The sequence below is a fragment of the Rothia sp. CCM 9416 genome, from assembly GCF_048513535.1.
Lineage (GTDB): Bacteria > Actinomycetota > Actinomycetes > Actinomycetales > Micrococcaceae > Rothia.
In genome coordinates this window covers 18,304-37,170 of sequence record NZ_JBLXXR010000011.1, presented here as the reverse complement: position 1 = coordinate 37,170, position 18,867 = coordinate 18,304, and the positions used below count along the sequence as shown (strand labels likewise).

Here is an 18,867-nt window from a genome sequence, read left to right as displayed (position 1 = left end):
GGCCCCTCATAAAGATATGCTCCTGACTAGAACATGGCCATCATCAGTTCCGCCCGTGCTTTCTTGACCCTGGGATCAGCTGAACCGACTACCTCAAAGAGCTCTAGCAGGCGTTCCCGTACCCGTGTTTTGTCATCAGGGCCAACTGCTTTAAAAAGAGTGATTAGGCGCTTGAACGCATCCTCAATATGGCCACCAGCAATATCTAGGTCAGCCACATTGAGCTGAGCCTGAATATCAGTGGCATCTGCGGCGGCTCTGGCTCGTTCATCGGCCAGAGTCAGAGATGAAACTCGGTGGAGTAGGTGAACCTGGGCCAAACCAATTTTCGCATCGGTATCGCCTGGGTTCTCATTCAATGCCTGGGTGTAGGCGGCTTCAGCACCAGCGTAATCCCCGCAGTCAAGAGCGTCCAGGGCTTTTCGGTGCAGGGGCGGCAGGGGCTTTTCCTGTTCGCTGAGAACCGGCTCAAAGCCACCGGCCAGACCCTGCTGGGTTGCTAGCTGGACTACCTGCCCCAGCACCTCGGTCAGAGCCTGGGGTTCAACAGGCCCGTTAAAGAGCGGGGCGGGACGGCCAGCTAGTACCGCAACAGCGGCTGGTACACCCTGAATCTGGAAGGCCTGACCAATCTCGGGAGTCTTGGTAATATCCACGGCCGCCAGGAGCAGGTTCCCTCCGGCGGAGTTGACCAGTGCCTCAACCTGCTCGAGCATTTGCGCAGAAGCAGGGGAATGGGGTGCCCACAGGGCAAAAATAACGGCACCCCGGTTGGACTCCTGAACCAGTTGCTGGAACTGGGCTACATCGGTGACGTCAAAACGCCAACTGGGCTCACTTGCCTGGGCCGTTTGCGCCCCCGGCTGAGCGCTAGCCTGAGCAGTAACACTTAGATCCGGAGCATTGCGCACCGAAGCCGGTAGGTTCTCAGGCTGGAAACCCGATGATGCGGTCATGGTTTTCTCCTTAGGGAGTTGCAGGTTCTTTTCTCTCCAGTCTATGCTGTCAAAAACAGGCCACCGCCGCCAAGAGAGCCTCTACTTTCTAGCCCAGGGCAGAAATCACGATAAGGTAGTAGACAACTATCCCTTTTTGATGACCAGGCCAGGAATATGCCACTACCATTTTTGTCCTCCCGAGCTTCTCGTGCCAGAAGCTCAGAACCTGCTCAAGCCGCATCGGGTGACGATGCTCAAAACAGTAGTAGCTCCAAGTTCACGATGCCAGCGCTACCGGCCATACCCGGCGCTCGGCCCCGGCATAGGCTGCAGCTACCGGCTGAGCCTACCGAGACAGCCAACACAGTCAAGGAACCCGATCAGCAGGTCTCACATTTGCCTTCTAAGCAATCGCAGGTCCCCGAGCACGGCCGCCATCTCACCAACCCCATCTACTTCGGTTTCATGCTGGCAGTTGGAATTACTCTAGCTCTTATCTGCATCTACTTTGTCTTGAATGTAGGTGCCCTAGCAGGCTGGATCACCGGTGCTGTTTTTATTGGGCTAGGCCTTGACCCTGCCGTCCGCAAACTTGAGCAGAGGGGTCTGCCCAGAGGGGCAGGTGTAGGTGTAGTGTTCCTGGCCTTTGCCTCTATAGTGGGTGCCCTGACCTTCTGGATCATCCCCATGGTAGCTCGCCAGGCCGTCTCCTTTATCACGGGTTTCCCCAACCAGGTTGAAGCCTTTCTCAATTCAGATTTGTTTACTTCTCTGGATGAAAAGTTTCAGATCCGCTCAGCAGTTGACGGAGAAGTTGAAAAGGTTTTTACCCAGCTAACCTCCGATACCTCGGTGGTCAGCAACTTTATGAACTCTCTGCTCAACGCGGGATCCACCCTAGCGGAGACCACCACAGGCATTATTATCGTTCTCTTCCTCTCTATCTACGTCTTAGCTTCGCTGCCAACCATCAAGGCCTGGTTTATTCGTCTGGCTCCTGCCTCACGTCGAGAACGCGTTGGATACTTGACCGAAAAGATTTCTGACTCCGTGGGCCACTATGTGATGGGCCAGGCTCTAGTAGCTATCTGTAACGCAACGGTGGCTGCCCTTATTATGCTGATTGTCGGTGTTCCCTTTGCCCAGCTCCTGATGCTCTTAGTTCTGGTTTTGGCCTTTATCCCCCTAATCGGTGGGGTCAGCGCAGCCGTCCTAGTGTCGCTGATTTCACTGACCGATAGCTGGCAGACTGCCCTCTTCTTCTTGGTTCCCTACCTAATTTATCTCCAGATCGAGGCCTACTTCATTTCGCCGCGCATCATGAAAAAAGCGGTGGCTGTGCCCGGCGCTGTTGCTATTATTGCGGTAGTTGCGGGCGGTTCGATTTGGGGCGTACTGGGAGCAATAATTGCTATCCCAGTTGCCGCCTCTATCTTGATCCTGGTCAATGAGGTCCTTGTGCCTCGACAAGATCGTCTATAAATACCTGATCGATGAGGTTTAAGGGGCCGGGGTAGGTAATCATTACCTACCCCGGCCCGCTCTATGTACAAAGCTCTTGGCTACCAGAAGCGGCGGGTCTGCCAGCAACGCTGGTGCCAGTGCCGGCGTTCCTCGATAGCGCGTTGAGAACCGAACATGTGATCTTCCTGCCACACCACCAGGTGCGCTACACCCGGCCTAATCGAGGTCATACATTCAGGGCAGGTGTAGGTTTTCTGAGCATTCATGGGGGGAATATACTGCACGAACCAGTCACCATCACCTGCCCGTTCCACTCGCGGTGATGGGTCTAGTAGACGAGAAATATCGCGCCCAGGCTTGCTCTGCTTTTGCCATTTACTAGGGGCAGAGCCGGAATTAGAATGAGGGCGACGTTTCTTGGATGGGGATCTACGAGGCATGGGTTTATTCTGTCACGTCCTTGAGCTAAGCCCCAACTGCTTCTTGCTCAGCTGTTAGAGTGGTACGGTGCGTTTAGTTATAGCTGATTGTTCTGTTGATTATGTGGGCCGTCTGAAGGCCCACCTACCCCGTGCGACCCGTCTGCTCATGATTAAGAATGACGGCTCGGTACTTATCCACTCCGATGGCGGCTCCTACAAACCGCTCAACTGGATGAGCCCGCCCTGCCGTCTGCATATTGCACCCCGCGAGGAGTTTGAAGGAACCACCGCAGGCGAAGATCTTGACTCCGATGTCAGCGAGCTGTGGACCGTGCAAGCCGCCAAATCCGATGACCGACTGGTCATCCGTGTCTTTGAGAAGCAGGGCGAGCTGAGCCAGGACTTAGGCATAGATCCCGGTCTCATCAAGGACGGTGTTGAGGCAGATCTTCAGCGTTTACTGGCTGAACAGATTGAGCTTTTGGGCAGTGGCTACCGCCTGGTTCGCCGTGAATACCCCACCGCTATCGGCCCGGTCGATATTCTGGCCAAAGATGCCTCGGGTATCTCGGTGGCTGTTGAACTCAAGCGTGTAGGTGATATTGACGGCGTTGAACAGCTCACCCGCTATCTTGAACTCCTGAACCGCGATCCCCTCCTGGCTCCCGTTCAGGGCGTTTTTGCTGCCCAGCGTATCAAACCCCAGGCACGCACACTAGCAGAGGATCGTGGCATCCGTTGTCTAGCCCTAGATTACGATGCTATGCGCGGTGTTGACGATAGCGACTCCCGGCTCTTCTAAAGAACCTAGAGATAAGGGGGGGGCGGCACTCATGGGGTGCCGCCCCCCCTCTTCTTATTCCCCCGGTAGCAAAGTCACAGTGTGAGGCAAAAACGGTCGCCTCCCCCAGATGGGGAAGGCGACCGTATCTGCTGAGCAGGAACAGACTAAATCTGTGCGTGCTTCGCGGCGATGGTGACTCGATCGTTTGACACGGTCAAGAAACCTTCGTTCAGGCGGGTTGTCTTCTTTTCGCCAGTGATGTCTTCAATCAGAAGCTCACCATCGTCGGCCAGAAGCGCCATGGTCGGGATATGACCGGGCATAATGCCCAAATCCCCGTTCACGGTGCGAGCCCGAACGTATTTTGCTTCGCCGACCCACACGATGTGTTCGCGGGAAACAACTTCAACTTTCAGTGCCATGATTACTTGGCTCCAGACTGTGCCTTGATTTCCTCGTAACGACGCATGACATCGTCCATGCCACCGATGTTGTAGAAGGCCTGCTCGGGGATATGGTCAACATCGCCACGGCAAATCATCTGGAATGACTCAATGGTGTCCTTCAGGGGCACGGTTGAGCCTTCAACGCCGGTGAATTGCTTAGCGGTGTAGGTGTTCTGCGACAGGAACTGCTCGATACGGCGAGCACGGGAGACAACAATCTTCTGTTCCTCAGAGAGTTCATCGACACCAAGGATGGCGATGATGTCCTGAAGTTCCTTGTTTTCCTGCAGAATCGCCTTGACCTGAATCGCGGTGTCGTAGTGCTCCTGACCGATGTACTGGGGATCCAGGATTCGGGAAGTGGAGGACAGCGGATCAATCGCGGGGTACAGACCACGAGAAGCAATTTCACGAGACAGCTCGGTGGTTGCGTCGAGGTGTGCGAAGGTGGTTGCAGGCGCCGGGTCGGTGTAGTCATCCGCAGGAACGTAAATTGCCTGCATAGAGGTGATGGAGTGACCACGGGTTGAGGTAATACGCTCCTGGAGCAGACCCATTTCGTCGGCCAGGTTGGGCTGGTAGCCCACAGCTGAAGGCATACGGCCAAGCAGGGTTGAAACCTCAGAACCAGCCTGAGTAAAGCGGAAGATGTTGTCAATGAAGAGCAGCACATCCTGGTTCTGGACATCGCGGAAGTACTCCGCCATGGTCAGGCCGGTCAGCGCAACACGCAGACGGGTTCCCGGCGGTTCGTCCATCTGGCCGAAGACAAGGGCGGTGTCCTTAAGAACGCCTGCCTCTTCCATTTCAACCCAGAGGTCGTTACCCTCACGGGTACGCTCGCCCACACCGGTGAATACGGAGGTACCACCGAAGTTACGAGCAACGCGGGTAATCATTTCCTGAATCAGAACGGTCTTACCAACGCCTGCACCGCCGAAGAGGCCAATCTTACCACCGCGAATGTAGGGGGTTAGAAGGTCAATAGACTTGATGCCGGTTTCCAGCATCTCGGTTGAACCTTCAAGGTCGGCGAAGCCGGGAGCTGCACGGTGGATAGGCCAGTAGGTATCGGCCTTGATTTCATCGTTGGAGACATCCAGAGCATCACCCAGGACGTTGAAGATGTGGCCCTTGACGCCGTCGCCAACGGGGACGGAGATGGGGGCACCGGTATCAACAACAGCCTGACCACGGACCAGGCCGTCGGTCTGCTGCAGGGAGATGGCGCGTACCAATGAGTCGCCCAGGTGCTGAGCGGTCTCAAAGGTGATCTTGCGGGTGGCGCCGTTGAGGGTGAGCTCAGCGGTCAGCGCATTGTAAATTTCGGGTACCTGGCCGGCAGGGAACTCAACGTCGACGACAGGGCCGATAACGCGAGCAATACGACCGGTTGCGCCCTGAGCCGGCGCGGTAGCCGATTCGTTCAGAGTGGCAGTCATTGTTCTCACTTACCTATGTAGAGAGTGGAAAAGTTTGTGGTGGGTTTATGAGGCGAGTGCGTCGGCGCCGCCAACAATTTCGCTGAGCTCCTGAGTAATTTCAGCCTGGCGAGCATTGTTCATCAGGCGGGTGTACTTCTTGATGAGCTCATCAGCGTTATCGCCTGCGGACTTCATCGCGCGCTGGCGAGATGCGAGTTCGGAGGCGGCGGCTTCAAGCAGGCACGCATAGATGCGGGAGGCAACATAGCGCGGGAGCAGTTCATCAAGCACTTCCTGGGGGTTGGGCTCAAATTCGAAGACCGAGTTCTGCTGGAACTGGTCATCTTCAAGACGTTCACCGGGGATGATGTCCTCACCGAGTGCCCGTGCAGCTGCCACCTCAATGGGGAGCAGGCGCAAGACGCGAGTCTCCTGAGTCACCATGGAAACGAACTCTGTATAGACGATGTGGAGATCATCGACTTCGCCGTTTTCGTAGGCGGCCAGTACAGCATCACGAGCGGCAATTGCCATCTCGATGTTGGGGTTATCGGTGTTACCCTCCCATGCCTGTTCGTAATCACGTTCGCGGAAGTCAAAGTAGGACTTTGCCTTGCGACCGATCAGGTAGAGCTTGACATCGCGTCCCTCACCGCGGAGCTTCTCAATAAGACCCTCGGTTTTCTTGAGGACGGATGAGGAGTATGAACCCGCAAGGCCACGATCACTGGTTAGAACCAGAACTGCAGAGCGACCAACCCTATGCTTAGAGCTGGGATTGAGCAGGGGATGCTCAATGGGGTGCTGGGTCGCAATAGCAGTTACTGCCTTAGTCAGCGCATTTGCGTAGGGGCTTGCAGCCTCTGCGCTACGACGTGCCTTGTTAATGCGTGAGGTTGCGATCATCTCCATCGCCTTGAAGATCTTCTTCATAGACGATGTTGAAGTAATCTTTTGGCGGTAAACCCTAATCTGGGCTCCCATAGAGATTCCTTTCACTCCTAGTGGTGAGGGCCCCTCCCCCAAAAGGTGAGGGGCCAATCACGGAACTAGGAAAATCGCTAACCGATAGTTTCCTGTGATACTTCGCTGTCTGACAGAGGCTTGTGCTCTTCATGGCCGGCCTCAACCAGGTGGCTGGTGCCCTCTGAGCGGAAGCCCTTCTTGAAGTCAAGGATAGCGGCCTCAAGTGCTGCTACGGTGTCCTCTTCCAGCTTGCCCGATGATGCAATGTTCTGCAGTACCGAGGTTGAGCGGCGTAGGTGGTCCAGGAACTCTGCCTCAAAACGTAGGACGTCTGAAACTTCCAGATCATCCAGGTGACCGTTGGTGCCGGCCCAGATTGAAACAACCTGGTCCTCAACAGCGTAGGGAGTGTACTGGGGCTGGCGCAGAAGCTCGGTCAGGCGAGCACCGCGAGTCAGCTGAGCCTTAGAAGCATCGTCAAGGTCCGAGGCGAACATGGCAAATGCTTCCATTGCGCGGTACTGAGCCAGATCAAGCTTGAGGGTACCGGAGACCTTCTTCATTGCCTTGGTCTGAGCTGCACCACCGACGCGAGAAACAGAGATACCTACATCAACTGCGGGGCGCTGGTTAGCGTTGAAGAGGTCTGACTGCAGGAAGATCTGGCCGTCGGTGATGGAGATGACGTTGGTGGGGATGAAGGCTGAAACGTCGTTTGCCTTGGTCTCAATAATCGGGAAACCGGTCATTGAGCCTGCACCCAGCTCGTCTGAGAGCTTTGCACAGCGCTCAAGCAGGCGGGAGTGGAGGTAGAAGACGTCACCGGGGTAGGCTTCGCGACCCGGAGGACGGCGCAGAAGCAGTGACACTGCACGGTAGGCTTCTGCCTGCTTTGAGAGGTCATCAAAAATGATGAGGACGTGCTTGCCACCGTACATCCAGTGCTGGCCGATAGCCGAACCGGTGTAGGGTGCAAGATACTTGAAGCCCGCAGCATCGGATGCAGGTGAAGCGACGATGGTGGTGTACTCCAGTGCGCCCTTCTGCTTGAGGGTTTCACGGACAGCTGCAATGGTGGAGGCCTTCTGGCCGATTGCTACATAAACGCAACGAACCTGCTTGGTGGGGTCGCCGCTTGCCCAGTTGTCCTTCTGGTTCAGAATGGTGTCAACCGCAATTGCAGTCTTGCCGGTCTGGCGGTCACCAATGATGAGCTGACGCTGGCCACGGCCGATCGGGATCATGGCATCAATTGCCTTGAGACCGGTCTGGAGGGGTTCGTGAACTGACTTACGCTGGGTGACGCCGGGGGCCTGAAGCTCGAGGGCGCGGCGACCTTCGGGTACGATCTCGCCCAGGTCATCGATGGGGTTACCCAGGGGGTCAACTACACGGCCCAGGTAGGCATCGCCTACAGGTACCGAGAGAACCTCGCCGGTGCGGTGGACTTCCTGGCCTTCTTCAATGCCGGTAAAGTCACCGAGGACGATGACACCAATGTCACGGGTGTCGAGGTTCTGTGCCAGGCCAAGGGTGCCGTCTTCAAAGCGAAGCAGCTCGTTAGCCATTACTGAGGGAAGGCCCTCAACGCGTGCGATGCCGTCGGATGCTGATGCAACTCGACCCACCTCTACGCGTTCTGCGTTGCCGGGTTCGTAAGACGCTGCGAATTCGTTCAGCGCGTTACGGACATCATCGGCGTTGATGGTCAAATCGGCCATCTTATGTCCCTGCTCTCCTAGATTGTTGGTAGGCCCGCCACCAGTGCTGACAGGCTCACCGAAACTTGTATGACGTGCCGGGGCGATATGCTCTGAGCTGGCCCGAATCGTCTGTGTATCTTCTAAATCACCGTCGAGGTCTCGACTGATGTCAACGATTATGCGAATGCTCTGCTGAGATCTGCCAGGCGGGTAGATAGAGTGCCATCGATGACCTCGTCCCCCACCTGTACTCTGAGCCCACCCAAAAGTGTGGAATCTACGGTGATATCGAGCTTGAGCTCTTTACCGTAGGTCTTGTTCAGGGAGCTCTGGAGTTTAGCAGTTTGCTCTGCAGTCAAGGGTCGTGCTGTAACAACCCGCGCAATCCACTTGTTCTGACGCTTGACGATGATTTCAACGAACTCGTTAGCCAAGCGTGCGGCAGTGGTGCCACGGGCTACGGTGCCAACTCGTTCGAGCAGAAGCCTGCCTTCTTCGGAGGACACCTTGCCACCGAGAGAAACGGCCAGCTTCTTGAGTGCTTCTTTGCTAGCCCGGGTGTCGGCCAGAGCAGCCTGTGCCTTAGCTGAAGCATCAACAGTGTTGATGAAGGTCAGCAGTTCGTTGACAGTCTGCTCCAGAGCGTCGATACCGCCGCGTTTCTCAGCAGACAGTGCTACTGCGGAAACAGCGGTTTTCTCGAGTGCATCTGCCAGATCTCGTTCGGCGCTCCAGCGGGCTTCTGCTGCCGCAGTCACGATTGCCAGAGCGTTATCGGAAATCTTACCGCCCAGCACTGAGCGGGCGATGCCTGCTCGCTGGGCCGCCTGACGGGAGGGGTCAGTGAGGCCTCGGCGGAACCCACCGTTGGTATCAATGACATCGACGATAGCAAAGAGTTCTGCTGCGAGGTCAGTCGGGTTCTGGCCAGCATGAGCTGCTAGCACCTGTTCCACCTTGTTCAGTGATTCAGTCGATACTGCTGACATTAGCGGGCCACACCTGCCTGCTGCTGAACTTCAAGGTCAGCAAGAAAACGATCGACGACACGTGAAGACCTCTCATCATCGCTGAGGGATTCGCCCACAATCTTGCCTGCCAGTGAGGTTGCCAGCACGCCAACTTCGGTACGAAGTGAGGCTGCGGCAGCTGCACGTTCTGCTTCGATTGTCCTCTGAGCGTTCTCGGTGATGCGAGCAGCTTCTGCGGTAGCGCGCTCCTTGGCTTCAGCCACGATAGCCTCACCCTCGGCACGTGCTTCTTCACGAATTTTCTGTGCTTCCAGACGAGCGCTTTCGAGCTGCTGGCCGTACTCTTCGCGTGCTGCTGCTGCCTCTGCCTGAGCCTTTTCGGCCTTGGCAAGACCACCCTCGATTGCTTCCTTGCGGTCCTGGTAAATCTTTTCGAATGCCGGGACAACGTACTTGGTAACGATGAAGAGGAGGATCAGGAACCCGATGGCGGTAATGGCGATTTCCCAGACGTTAGGGATCAGAGGGTTCGTGCCCTCTTCTGCAGCCATTAGATAAGTCATAGGGGATTTTCCTGTTCTATAGTTTGGTCAAATTTTCGGCGGGGCCAAAAATTACTTGATAAACGCAAGAACCAGGCCGAGAACTGCCAGAGCTTCAACCAGAGCGAAGCCCAGGAAGAGCATGGGCTGCAGGGTCTTCTGTGATTCAGGCTGACGGGCTACGGAGGTCATGTAGGCCGCGAAGATCAGGCCTACGCCGATGCCACCGCCGATTGCTGAAAGACCGTAACCAACTGCGGTAAGTGAACCGGTAAGTTCCATTATGTTTGTTTCCTTTCACAGTGCCCCTACCCCTTAGGGCGTGTGTTATCAGGGGCAGAGTATTTATTTGTGTACACTCCCCGCGCGAGCGGGTTGCTTTTCTCGTCCGGCAGGTTGCCCTGCCGGAGAAAATCTTTAGTGGCCTTCTGAAACCGAACCCTGCAGGTAAACCGCAAGGAGCAGGGTGAAGACGTAAGCCTGGATGCACTGAATCATGAGTTCCAGGAAGTAGAGGAAGAGCCCCAGAGCGCCGGAGCCAACTGAAGCAATCGCAGCGATGCCACCTGCTTCAACGATAAGGTACTGAGTCAGTGAGGCCGCAACCATAATCGCCAGGTGGCCACCGAACATGGTAGCGAAAAGACGCAGGGCGTGAGTTGCGGGCCGGATGAGCATGTTGGACATGAACTCAATGGGAATGAGGATGAGGTAAACCAGCGGGGGAACACCGGCAGGCATGGTCATGTCTTTGAAGAACTTGCCCAGACCCTTGCGCTTGATGCCGACACCAACCCAGGTGATGTAAGCGATAGCGGCCAGTGCGTAGGCGCTACCAACGTGTGACATGGTGGGAAGCTCAATGACAGGAATGGAGCCGTAGAGGTTGTTGACCAGAATGAAGAAGAAAGCTGTGAATAGTAGGGGCACGAAAGGCTTGTAGTGGTGAGCACCAATCAGCTCCTTGCCCAGGCTGTTGCGCACCAGACCGTAGCCCATTTCACCGACAAACTGGGTCCGGGAGGGAACCATAGCGCGCTTGCGAGCGGCAAACATGAAGAAGCCAGCGACGATGACAACTGATAGCAGAATCAGAATTGTGTGCTTGCCGAATTCAAAGTCACCAATCTGGAAAAGGGCAGGCAGGTGCAGGTCTTCGATGGTGGGCGGTACGTAGCCCTGCTGCTCTCCTGCTGCGACAACTAGCCCGTTTGAAATCAAGGCAAGTCCTTTCTTGCTTCGTGTTGGCCGCTTGTTATAAAGCAACCTCAGAGGTTGTAAGAATTAAAAATGTGTATGGGCCCGCTCCGAGGAGCCGGTTTTATTTGCTCTGTTGCATATGGATGAATACCAGATAGATACCACCAAAGGCACCGATAGCCGCGCCTGCCCAGACAATCCAGGAGGTACCTAGCAAGTGGTCCAGACCATAGCCTACCAAACTCCAGATACCAATACCTATCATGACATAGAGAAGCGTCATGACAGCCCCAGCGGTACCGCCGCCTGCTACAAGCTCACCAGCTGATCGCAATTGCTTATTCTGCTGGTACCATTTCTCATCGGCATTAGCCACCTATGCACGCTCCTTTGCTTAGCATTATCCTACCGAATCGAAGTAGAGGATTCTCTGTTTCGTGATAATTTTCGTTTCCAGGGCTAGCTGAACAAGCAGTCCAGTAACAGCTCCGGCCAGTAACCATCCGTTTCTAAAACCGTCCGGAATAGGTAGGAAAATTAGCAGGCCGGTGAAAACCAAAATTTTGAACGGATAGGAAGCCGCCAAGGCAACCGCAGCCGTCTTCATTGATTTCTTTTCCGTCAGGAGTGCAATAAGAATCCCGATAAAAAAGCTCAGGTAGACCAGCCCCAGACCGACAAGGAAAGCGCCTGCTGCCGGGTAACCTGCAATGACTACACCCACTATGCTACCGACAAGGGCCAAGATCGCCAAAGCCAGAGTCACGCAGGTCAGCATCCTGCGCCAAGGCATCTCATTGACCTTCAGGGGCTTACCTACCATTGGGCTGACCGACCTTTCTCAAGATAGCCGGCAGGGTAAGGTAGAGAGTCAAGACAAGAGCGACAAGCAGGGCCGCCCCCACAGCGTTCTGCGTTTCAAAGGGTAAGGCAATAACCGTGATAGCCGTCACCAAAACCGTTGCCAGGGTCACCACCCCGGCGCTGGCCAGGTGACTCAGGCCCAGATCCGTCAGCTTCTGGTAAGTGTGGGTCCGGTGGGGTTTGTACCATTGCTCCCCCTTGATAACACGGCGCAACAAAGTGGTGCCGGTGTCAGCGAGGTAGACCAAAAGCGGTGCAAGGATGTATTCCACATAAACACCGGAGAGGAAAGCACCGACAGCCATTGAAGCAATGGCACCGCCCAAAAAGTAAGAGCCGGCATCCCCCAGGAAAACATTTTTGCCGGTACGCACATTCCAGGGCAGAAAAGCTAGATAGGCCGCCGCTACGGAAAGCCCCCCAGCAAGTAGCCAGGGCATATTATTGACCCAGCCCGCAAAAGCATAGGCACCGCCCACAGTAAGACCATGCAGGCCGGAAATGCCATTGATGCCGTCCATAAAATTCACCACATTGATGTAGGCGGCAATGGCAAAAACACCCAGTGGAATCCAAAACCCGGATGTCCCCAGCATGATGGTCATACCTACGGTAACCACAAGACCAATGAGGAGCTGGATAGCTGCCCGGATCGCAATCGGCACACCGCTGTAATCTTCTAACCAGCCCAGTGCACCCGAAGCCAGCATTCCAAAGAGGACCAAGAGGGCAATCGATCGGTCTGTGGGAATCTGCCCATCAACAAGAACAGCGATATAGCCCAAAACTGCGGCAAGTGCCGTTGCCAAGCCCATGCCCCTAAAGACCGGGGAAGTGTGCGAAGAGCGGGCGGTGGGTATATCCACCAGGTTCCAGCGGTGCAGAAAGGGGCGGACTACAAAGGGCAGGAGCAGGCCAGCGCAACCGGCAAGAAGAGCCACAACGGTAGCCAGGCCAATCATTGATGAGGTTTCCATTTAGGCCGCCTGCCCGGGGCGTTCAACCCGATCGTAGCCGCGATGCTCACGATAGTTAGCCAGCCAGCGGCCATAGTCCAAATCGTTCGGGTCCATATCCGGTGCCTGGGCCCGCATAATATTCTCGTTTTCTTCGCTCCGCTGTACCTGTTCACCCAGACCAAAGAGGACCTCGTCGCGCTTTTCGCCAGCCCGCAAGCCGATGACATCAATAGCAACATCAAAGCGTTCGTAGAGGCTTCGCATGTGTTCAGCCACCTTCATGATTTTGACCGGCTGACCCATATCGAGAACTAGCACTTCCCCGCTCTTACCAATGGCGCCGGCCAGCATGACCAGCAGGCAGGCGTCGGGAATTAGCATGAAGAAGCGGGTCGCATTGCGGTCGGTGACCGTCAGCGGACCGCCATCTAGAATCTGCTTGGTGAAGAGCGGTTTGATAGAACCCCGGGAACCGAATACGTTACCGAAGCGTACTGAGACGTAGGTTTTTCCGGACTGCTTACCGTACCAACTCGTCAGCATTTCTGCGCTGCGCTTGGATTGCCCCAGTGCAGTGGTGGGGTCAGCTGCCTTATCGGTCGAGATATTCACAAAAGCTTCAACATCTACTAGAGATGCAGCTTTTAGGACGTTCGCGGTACCCAGCGTATTAGTCTTGTAGGCCTCCTTGGGATAGGCCTCCAGCGCGGACACATGTTTGAGGGCAGCGGCATGAAATACAACCTGAGGTTTACGTTCAAGAAATACTGCCTCGATAGCTTCAGCATCACGCACATCAGCCAGAATAACGCTCGGGTCATCAAGGCTAGAAAGACCGGTCATAGAGTATCGAGTATCCATCAGCAGGGATTCGTCGCGGTCCAGCATCATCAGTTCTGCAGGTTCATACCCGCTTAGCAGCCGGCACAGCTCAGAACCGATTGAACCACCGGCGCCAGTCACCAGCACCCGACGACCCTGGACATAGCTCCGGATCAGGGCATGGTCAATCTTGTAATCGATTTTCCCTCGGATTCCCTCTAAGAGTTCACGCTCATTGCCCTCGTGAGTTCGACGGCTAGCCCCCGAAAAATCAGGAACAACTGAGTTGATGCGAATTGTTTCTACGCCCAAATCTTTCATGGTCTGGGCAACGTGAACCAGACGCCGCTCGGGGATTTCTTCACCAATAGCTATGAGAACCTTACGCGCACCGTGCTTTTTGACCAGTGCAGGCAGTTCAGCGCTCGTACCCTCCACCTTAACCGAGTGGATTCTAGCGTTCTTGACCGATCGGTCATCATCCACGATGGAGACAGGCAGGTACTTTGCCTTGGGGTCCGTCATCAAGGAAGAGACGAGGTTACGCCCCAAAAATCCTGCACCGTAAATAATGACGCGTTCGGAGCCCTCCCCCGTGGGACGGTTGGTGGTTTCCTCGTAAATCCGCTTAAGGTAGCGAAAACCCATCATCAGCAAAATAGCAATGGGGAAAGCGATCATAACCACAGACCGAGGCACCCCAAAAGTACGGGAGTACATCATCAACAAAAACTGCATGATAACCAGGTTGATCAGGAGCAAGGGGTAAAGCTTGCTCCCCTCCTGCAAGGTGCCATAACTGTGGCGGCCACGATAGAGACCCAGCATCAGCCCGCCACCCACCTGAAGGGTAACCATCACAAGGGCCACAAGGGTAAGTCCCTGCGGGTCGATCTGATCGGTATCCATGCCGTAACGCAGCATGAAAGCAACGGGTAGCGCAAGCAGCCATGCCAGGGAGTCAAGCAGAACTTGAATGTACTTCCACCAATTCTTGCGCTCAGACGTTGAGGTGAGAGCGGGAATCGAGGTGGTCTGCAAGGAGGGTTCCTTAGACAATGTCGCCCTTTCTCTCAATCACTTGCGGGGTCCGACCGGTCATCCAGCGGAATGCTTTGGTTCGTATCTTTTCGGGGGCTAGACGATAGAGACCGCGAATACCCATATTCTTTGCAAAACGCGCGGGACTCACCACGTTTCCGCTGTAGAGCCGGCGCTGAACATCAATGTCTTTGCGCAGGGCGCTTATTCCACCTCTACGGGTGTAGGCCGTACTAACCCGATATTTAACTAAGGGATCGGGAAGGTTACCCAGAATAAAACCTGCCTTATCCATACGCGCCCACAGCCAGTAATCCTCGGCCCCCGGCAGCTCGATATAGCTACCGACAGCTTGGACAGCACTCCTACGGAATACGACGGTCGGGTGGAGCATGGGGTTGCGTCGGGGAATAACTTCGCTAATACGCCGCGACCCTGTAGCTACATGGCGCAGGGCGTCGGGGGTACTCGGGTCTAGAGAGAACTCGTACATGGCACTTCCCAGCACGTCAAACCGTCCGTCTGCTAGCAGGGGTATCTGGTGTTCGAACCGTTCCGGTACTGAGATATCGTCGGCATCAGCACGGGCAACGATATCGTAAGCGCAGGCGCTTAGACCTTCGCGCAGGGCGGCAGCCAGCCCGTGGTTTTCTGCCAGCTCAATGTGCTCGACTGGCATGGGTGCCGATATCTTAAAGTCAGCGATGACCTCGGCTACCTCCTGAGTTACAGGACCGTCCTGAACCAAAACCACCTGGGTGGGAGGGAGCGTCTGCTCAACAGTATTAGAGTTCAGTGCCGCCTTCAGGTTCTGGGGAGTATCACCCCGGTAGACACTCATCAACAAAGAAAAATCGCGGGCATCGCGGTATTGTGCGCGCACTATCTCGGCTAAATTTGGGGTCTCTAACTGGTAGATATCTTTGAGTACTTCAGAGTTAGAGCGGTAGCCGGCAAGAGCATCTTTAAGGCCGTTCAAGAAATACCCGCTATAGACTTTCCTATCATCGGATCCTAAGAGGGTGCTAGCCCACAGTCGGGCGGTAGAACCGCCATAGAGTAGCTTTTCGTGCGGGGCGAGAGTACGCCGAGCACAAAAAACCCAGAGCTTGTTGCGCACATCATGATAGAAACGTGGCCCCGGGGCAGTATCGGTTGTACCGAAAGTCTTAGTGTTGTGGATAGCAACAGAACGCTCAGTGGCAATCCCCTGGCTATGCTGAATCAGCCTGGTGGTGTACTCGAAATCATCGTTCCAGATAAAGAAGTCAGCCAGCGGTAACTCTGTAGCACGCATGGCCGCCCCGTCCATCAAAATCGAGACAAAAGAAGCAGAGCGGATAGGGCGCGCACCCACAGCCGCGGCCTGCGCGGTTCGTTCTGCACCAGCGGCGAACATGGTTCGCATAGTGTTCATGGGGTGATCTTCGCCATTAGTCCAGACCACCTTGGAGGCAACCACCGCAGGGCGTTCAGCCTTAACAGGTGAGTAATTAGCCCAAGCCCGGTAAGCCTCGCTTAAAGTTCCCTCGGTTGGCTCGGTATCATCGTCCATAACCCAGACCAAATCGGCCCGATGACGGACCAGGGCACGGTCAATACCGACGGTAAACCCGCCAGCCCCACCCACGTTCTCGGGCAGGTGAACAATATCTGCTTCAAGCTCATAGTCCAGGCTCTCAAGATAGTCCGGAGTGGAATCCGTTGAAGCGTTGTTGACGATAATAACGACATCAGGGGTGAGCAGACCGCCAGCTATACCAGCCAGAGTACGCTCCAAGAGGTCACGCCGGTTGTAGGTGACAACAACGGCGGCGATACACTCAGCCGGTCGCTGCTGGTTACTCTGGTCAGAAACCATAAAGAACAGGTCCTTTCGTGGGCTTAAGGCCACCTATACGCGGCCCCTGCCCGGAAGAAAGGGCAGAATCCACACAACTACATAAAGTTTACCTAACCCGGCTGAGTATTACCCCCATGAGCACGGGCATCAAGGCTACCCTTGTTTTTTATCAGCCCCTTACGTGCAATGAGGCCCCGGCTGTGACAACCTTAAAAGGACAGGGGTTCACTGGCTCCATTTAGCTCACAAGGGAGAAAAGGCATGGCTCACGCCACATGGAAAGTTATTGGTGCAAGCGGCTTTGTGGGGTCATCAATCCTTGCCCGGCTAGCCTCAGAAGGTGTCACGCTCGAGGCGGTTGAGGCTCCACGCCTACTCACCCGAACTAGTGACCCCGACAAACTCATTGCCGAGGCTCGCTCCCTGGAGGGCATTATCGATACCCTGGCTGATTCCTTTGCCGGGTGCGACCTTGTTATTAATGCTTCAGGTCTGGCTGCCCCCGACCAAGAAGACTTGGCTCCTCTAATCGGGGCAAATGCTCTGCTCCCCATCATCATTGCCATTGCCGCCCAGCGAACAGGTGTGCGCCGAGTCATCCATATCTCATCAGCCGCTGTTCTAGGCGCGGCCAGTGTACTAACCCCCACCGAAGAAACTGACCCGTTCTCCGCATACTCATTTTCCAAGGCCCTGGGCGAAGAAGCCCTACTCAAGATTCGCTCCTTCGTAGAAGAAACTGCTGCTCAAGGCCGTGCCCCAGGGTCTGAACAATCCGAGTTCCCTGCCGCTCCCTCGTACGCGCCGGTTCAGGTTGCAAAAGATCACGCGGTAGAAATCTGTATTATTCGGGCCACTAGCGTCCAGGGACGCGGTCGCCGCACCACCCAGGCTTTCGCCAAAATTGCATCCTCACCGCTGGCATCGGTTGCTGGTTCAGCAAGCCGCCGGACCCCCGTGTCATCTAACTACGCTCTGGCTGAATTCGTGCATATGATTGCTGCCTTTGAAGGTGAGCTGCCCGCCATCGTAGTTCAGCCCTGGGAAGGCGCAACCACCGAGTCTGTTCTCGTCAATGCAGGGCGCCGGCAACCAATCCACCTGCCTGAAGCGCTCTGCCGCGCCGCAGTTTCTGCCGGTTATAAGGTCTCCGAACTCCTGGGCGATAGGCTGACAGGGCCGGTGCGTCGCGTAGAAGTCATGTGGTTTGGCCAGGACATTGACGACTCCTGGGCTAGGGCTCACGGGCTAATCCCCCAGGCACGGGTGCAAGAGGTCTTACGCACTGCCCATAGCTCTTTGGGTTCAAAACGGGACCGTAAGTTCAGCGATTAGTTTTATGCAAAATCAAGGGGAGGGCCGGTTCATTACCAACCGGCCCCCCTGCTCACAGCGGCTATAGCCTGCTAGGAGCCTTAGGCCTCTGGTAGCTCCTCAAGCTCGTCCAGTTCCGCCTGCCCAGCCGTGCTTTCAAGCGTGATGCCCGCTGAGGTGCTCGAGCTAGAACCAAAAACTAAGGCTCGGGCCTCAGCCACGGTAAAGGGCTTAGTCTTATCTTCCACCGTGCGAATGGGTGCCACATAGGCAGTAGCTGTTCGCTTCTGGTCCACCGCCTTCAGCCCGCTATGAGAGACCAGGTGAGCCGCCAGGGAACCTGCAACCGGTGCGGCAGCCTTTGGTCCAACACCATCGATTTCTTGCTGGTCTGAGTCGTTCTCCAGGGTAGTCATAGCCTGCTGGGTCTGGGCCAGAGCAACCTCGGCCTCCCGCCGGGCTTTCTCTTGCTCGTCAAACTCTGCTCGGGTCACTACTGAGGGCACAACCTCGCGCAGCCGCTCAACCGGGATAGCGCCTTCTCGCACCACAATCAGTCGATCCGAGGTGCAGTCCACAATGGTCGAGGGTTGGGCATGTACCGACTCAAAATCATCGGAACGCTCAGCGGGACGAGGGCCGCCATCAAGAATAAGCTCAACGTCTGCGCCCAGCTGCTCCATGGCTTCATCAGCGGTGGTTGCCGCTACACGCCCCGTTTTATTAGCTGAGGATACGGCAAGAGGGCCCAGCTTTTTGAGCAGCTCGATCGCTACAGGGTCATGTGGAACACGCAGTGCTACCGTTCCCTGAGTCTCCCCCAGGTCCCAGTTCAGAGAAGGCTGAGAGTAGAAAATCAGGGTCAGCGCTCCAGGCCAAAAAGCATCGGCAAGGGCCCGCGCATCAGCTGACACCTCATCAGCCAGCCCCGCCAGTACGGCCTTATCGTAAATCAAAACAGGCGGGGGCATCTGACGGCTTCGCCCCTTAGCTGCCAGCAAAGCAGTAACGCCCTCAACAGAAAAAGCGTCTGCGGCAATACCGTAGACGGTATCGGTCGGAATGACGATGGGCTTGTGGTCTTTAATGACCGACTCAGCAGTAGCTATAGCCTGGTCAAAGGCTTCTTGGTCTGTGGCACTAACAATGGTTGCTTTCACACTC

Annotated in this window: 19 protein-coding genes; 3 read left to right on the top strand and 16 right to left on the bottom strand. The window is 55.6% G+C overall.

Annotated elements, in window-relative coordinates:
* Positions 1–26: 26 nt before the first annotated feature.
* Positions 27–956 carry a tetratricopeptide repeat protein gene (locus ACN080_RS05910; protein ID WP_419113284.1) on the bottom strand — a complete coding sequence of 310 codons (930 nt, stop codon included), beginning with the start codon at positions 954–956 and terminating at the stop codon, positions 27–29.
* Between the two features lie 156 nt (positions 957–1,112).
* On the opposite strand from ACN080_RS05910, the gene ACN080_RS05905 reads away from it, so the two are divergent.
* Positions 1,113–2,420 (top strand): AI-2E family transporter, encoded by a 1,308-nt coding sequence (locus ACN080_RS05905; RefSeq protein ID WP_419113283.1) that lies wholly within the window; start codon positions 1,113–1,115, stop codon positions 2,418–2,420.
* An 80-nt stretch (positions 2,421–2,500) separates the two neighbouring features.
* Here ACN080_RS05905 and ACN080_RS05900 read toward each other — a convergent pair whose 3' ends face one another.
* On the bottom strand, positions 2,501–2,842 hold the full coding sequence (locus ACN080_RS05900; RefSeq protein WP_419100625.1) for an ATP/GTP-binding protein: 342 nt from the start codon (positions 2,840–2,842) through the stop codon (positions 2,501–2,503).
* Positions 2,843–2,909: 67 nt separating this feature from the next.
* On the opposite strand from ACN080_RS05900, the gene nucS reads away from it, so the two are divergent.
* Positions 2,910–3,626 (top strand): endonuclease NucS, encoded by a 717-nt coding sequence (gene nucS / locus ACN080_RS05895; RefSeq protein ID WP_419112112.1) that lies wholly within the window; start codon positions 2,910–2,912, stop codon positions 3,624–3,626.
* 146 nt (positions 3,627–3,772) lie between these two features.
* Here the strand turns inward: nucS and ACN080_RS05890 are convergent, their stop codons facing one another.
* The 13 genes from ACN080_RS05890 to ACN080_RS05830 form a co-directional block, all read right to left on the bottom strand.
* Entirely contained in the window at positions 3,773–4,030 is a 258-nt protein-coding gene (locus ACN080_RS05890) for a F0F1 ATP synthase subunit epsilon (RefSeq protein WP_419100627.1), read from the bottom strand.
* 2 nt (positions 4,031–4,032) lie between these two features.
* Positions 4,033–5,496 (bottom strand): F0F1 ATP synthase subunit beta, encoded by a 1,464-nt coding sequence (gene atpD / locus ACN080_RS05885; protein ID WP_419113282.1) that lies wholly within the window; start codon positions 5,494–5,496, stop codon positions 4,033–4,035.
* 45 nt (positions 5,497–5,541) lie between these two features.
* Positions 5,542–6,462: a F0F1 ATP synthase subunit gamma gene (locus ACN080_RS05880; RefSeq protein WP_419100629.1), complete on the bottom strand. Its 921-nt coding sequence runs from the start codon at positions 6,460–6,462 to the stop codon at positions 5,542–5,544.
* Positions 6,463–6,539: 77 nt separating this feature from the next.
* A complete protein-coding gene (atpA, locus tag ACN080_RS05875; protein ID WP_419104567.1) occupies positions 6,540–8,165 on the bottom strand; it encodes a F0F1 ATP synthase subunit alpha in 1,626 nt (541 codons plus the stop codon).
* A gap of 158 nt (positions 8,166–8,323) precedes the next feature.
* On the bottom strand, positions 8,324–9,136 hold the full coding sequence (locus ACN080_RS05870) for a F0F1 ATP synthase subunit delta (RefSeq protein ID WP_419104568.1): 813 nt from the start codon (positions 9,134–9,136) through the stop codon (positions 8,324–8,326).
* Positions 9,136–9,681 carry a F0F1 ATP synthase subunit B gene (locus tag ACN080_RS05865; RefSeq protein ID WP_419100632.1) on the bottom strand — a complete coding sequence of 182 codons (546 nt, stop codon included), beginning with the start codon at positions 9,679–9,681 and terminating at the stop codon, positions 9,136–9,138. The genes ACN080_RS05870 and ACN080_RS05865 overlap by 1 nt, the downstream gene beginning before the upstream one ends.
* Before the next feature lie 51 nt (positions 9,682–9,732).
* Positions 9,733–9,942: an ATP synthase F0 subunit C gene (gene atpE, locus ACN080_RS05860; protein ID WP_237187984.1), complete on the bottom strand. Its 210-nt coding sequence runs from the start codon at positions 9,940–9,942 to the stop codon at positions 9,733–9,735.
* Between the two features lie 135 nt (positions 9,943–10,077).
* Positions 10,078–10,881, bottom strand: a complete 804-nt coding sequence (gene atpB, locus ACN080_RS05855; RefSeq protein ID WP_419113281.1) for a F0F1 ATP synthase subunit A — start codon at positions 10,879–10,881, stop codon at positions 10,078–10,080.
* A gap of 100 nt (positions 10,882–10,981) precedes the next feature.
* Entirely contained in the window at positions 10,982–11,236 is a 255-nt protein-coding gene (locus ACN080_RS05850) for a hypothetical protein (protein WP_419100634.1), read from the bottom strand.
* A gap of 24 nt (positions 11,237–11,260) precedes the next feature.
* Positions 11,261–11,683, bottom strand: coding sequence for a hypothetical protein (locus ACN080_RS05845; RefSeq protein ID WP_419104572.1), 423 nt, complete (start codon positions 11,681–11,683; stop codon positions 11,261–11,263).
* Positions 11,673–12,701, bottom strand: a complete 1,029-nt coding sequence (locus tag ACN080_RS05840) for an MraY family glycosyltransferase (RefSeq protein ID WP_419113280.1) — start codon at positions 12,699–12,701, stop codon at positions 11,673–11,675. The genes ACN080_RS05845 and ACN080_RS05840 overlap by 11 nt, the downstream gene beginning before the upstream one ends.
* Complete coding sequence (locus ACN080_RS05835) at positions 12,702–14,564, bottom strand: polysaccharide biosynthesis protein (protein ID WP_419113279.1); 1,863 nt, start codon at positions 14,562–14,564, stop codon at positions 12,702–12,704.
* Entirely contained in the window at positions 14,557–16,407 is a 1,851-nt protein-coding gene (locus ACN080_RS05830) for a glycosyltransferase (RefSeq protein ID WP_419113278.1), read from the bottom strand. The genes ACN080_RS05835 and ACN080_RS05830 overlap by 8 nt, the downstream gene beginning before the upstream one ends.
* Before the next feature lie 243 nt (positions 16,408–16,650).
* Between ACN080_RS05830 and ACN080_RS05825 the strand changes: the two genes are divergently transcribed.
* On the top strand, positions 16,651–17,724 hold the full coding sequence (locus tag ACN080_RS05825; RefSeq protein ID WP_419113277.1) for an NAD-dependent epimerase/dehydratase family protein: 1,074 nt from the start codon (positions 16,651–16,653) through the stop codon (positions 17,722–17,724).
* Between the two features lie 80 nt (positions 17,725–17,804).
* Here the strand turns inward: ACN080_RS05825 and ACN080_RS05820 are convergent, their stop codons facing one another.
* The gene (locus ACN080_RS05820) at positions 17,805–18,863 is read right to left on the bottom strand and encodes an L-threonylcarbamoyladenylate synthase (RefSeq protein WP_419104577.1); all 1,059 of its coding nucleotides are present in this window, start codon (positions 18,861–18,863) and stop codon (positions 17,805–17,807) included.
* Between the last annotated feature and the right edge of the window lie 4 nt (positions 18,864–18,867).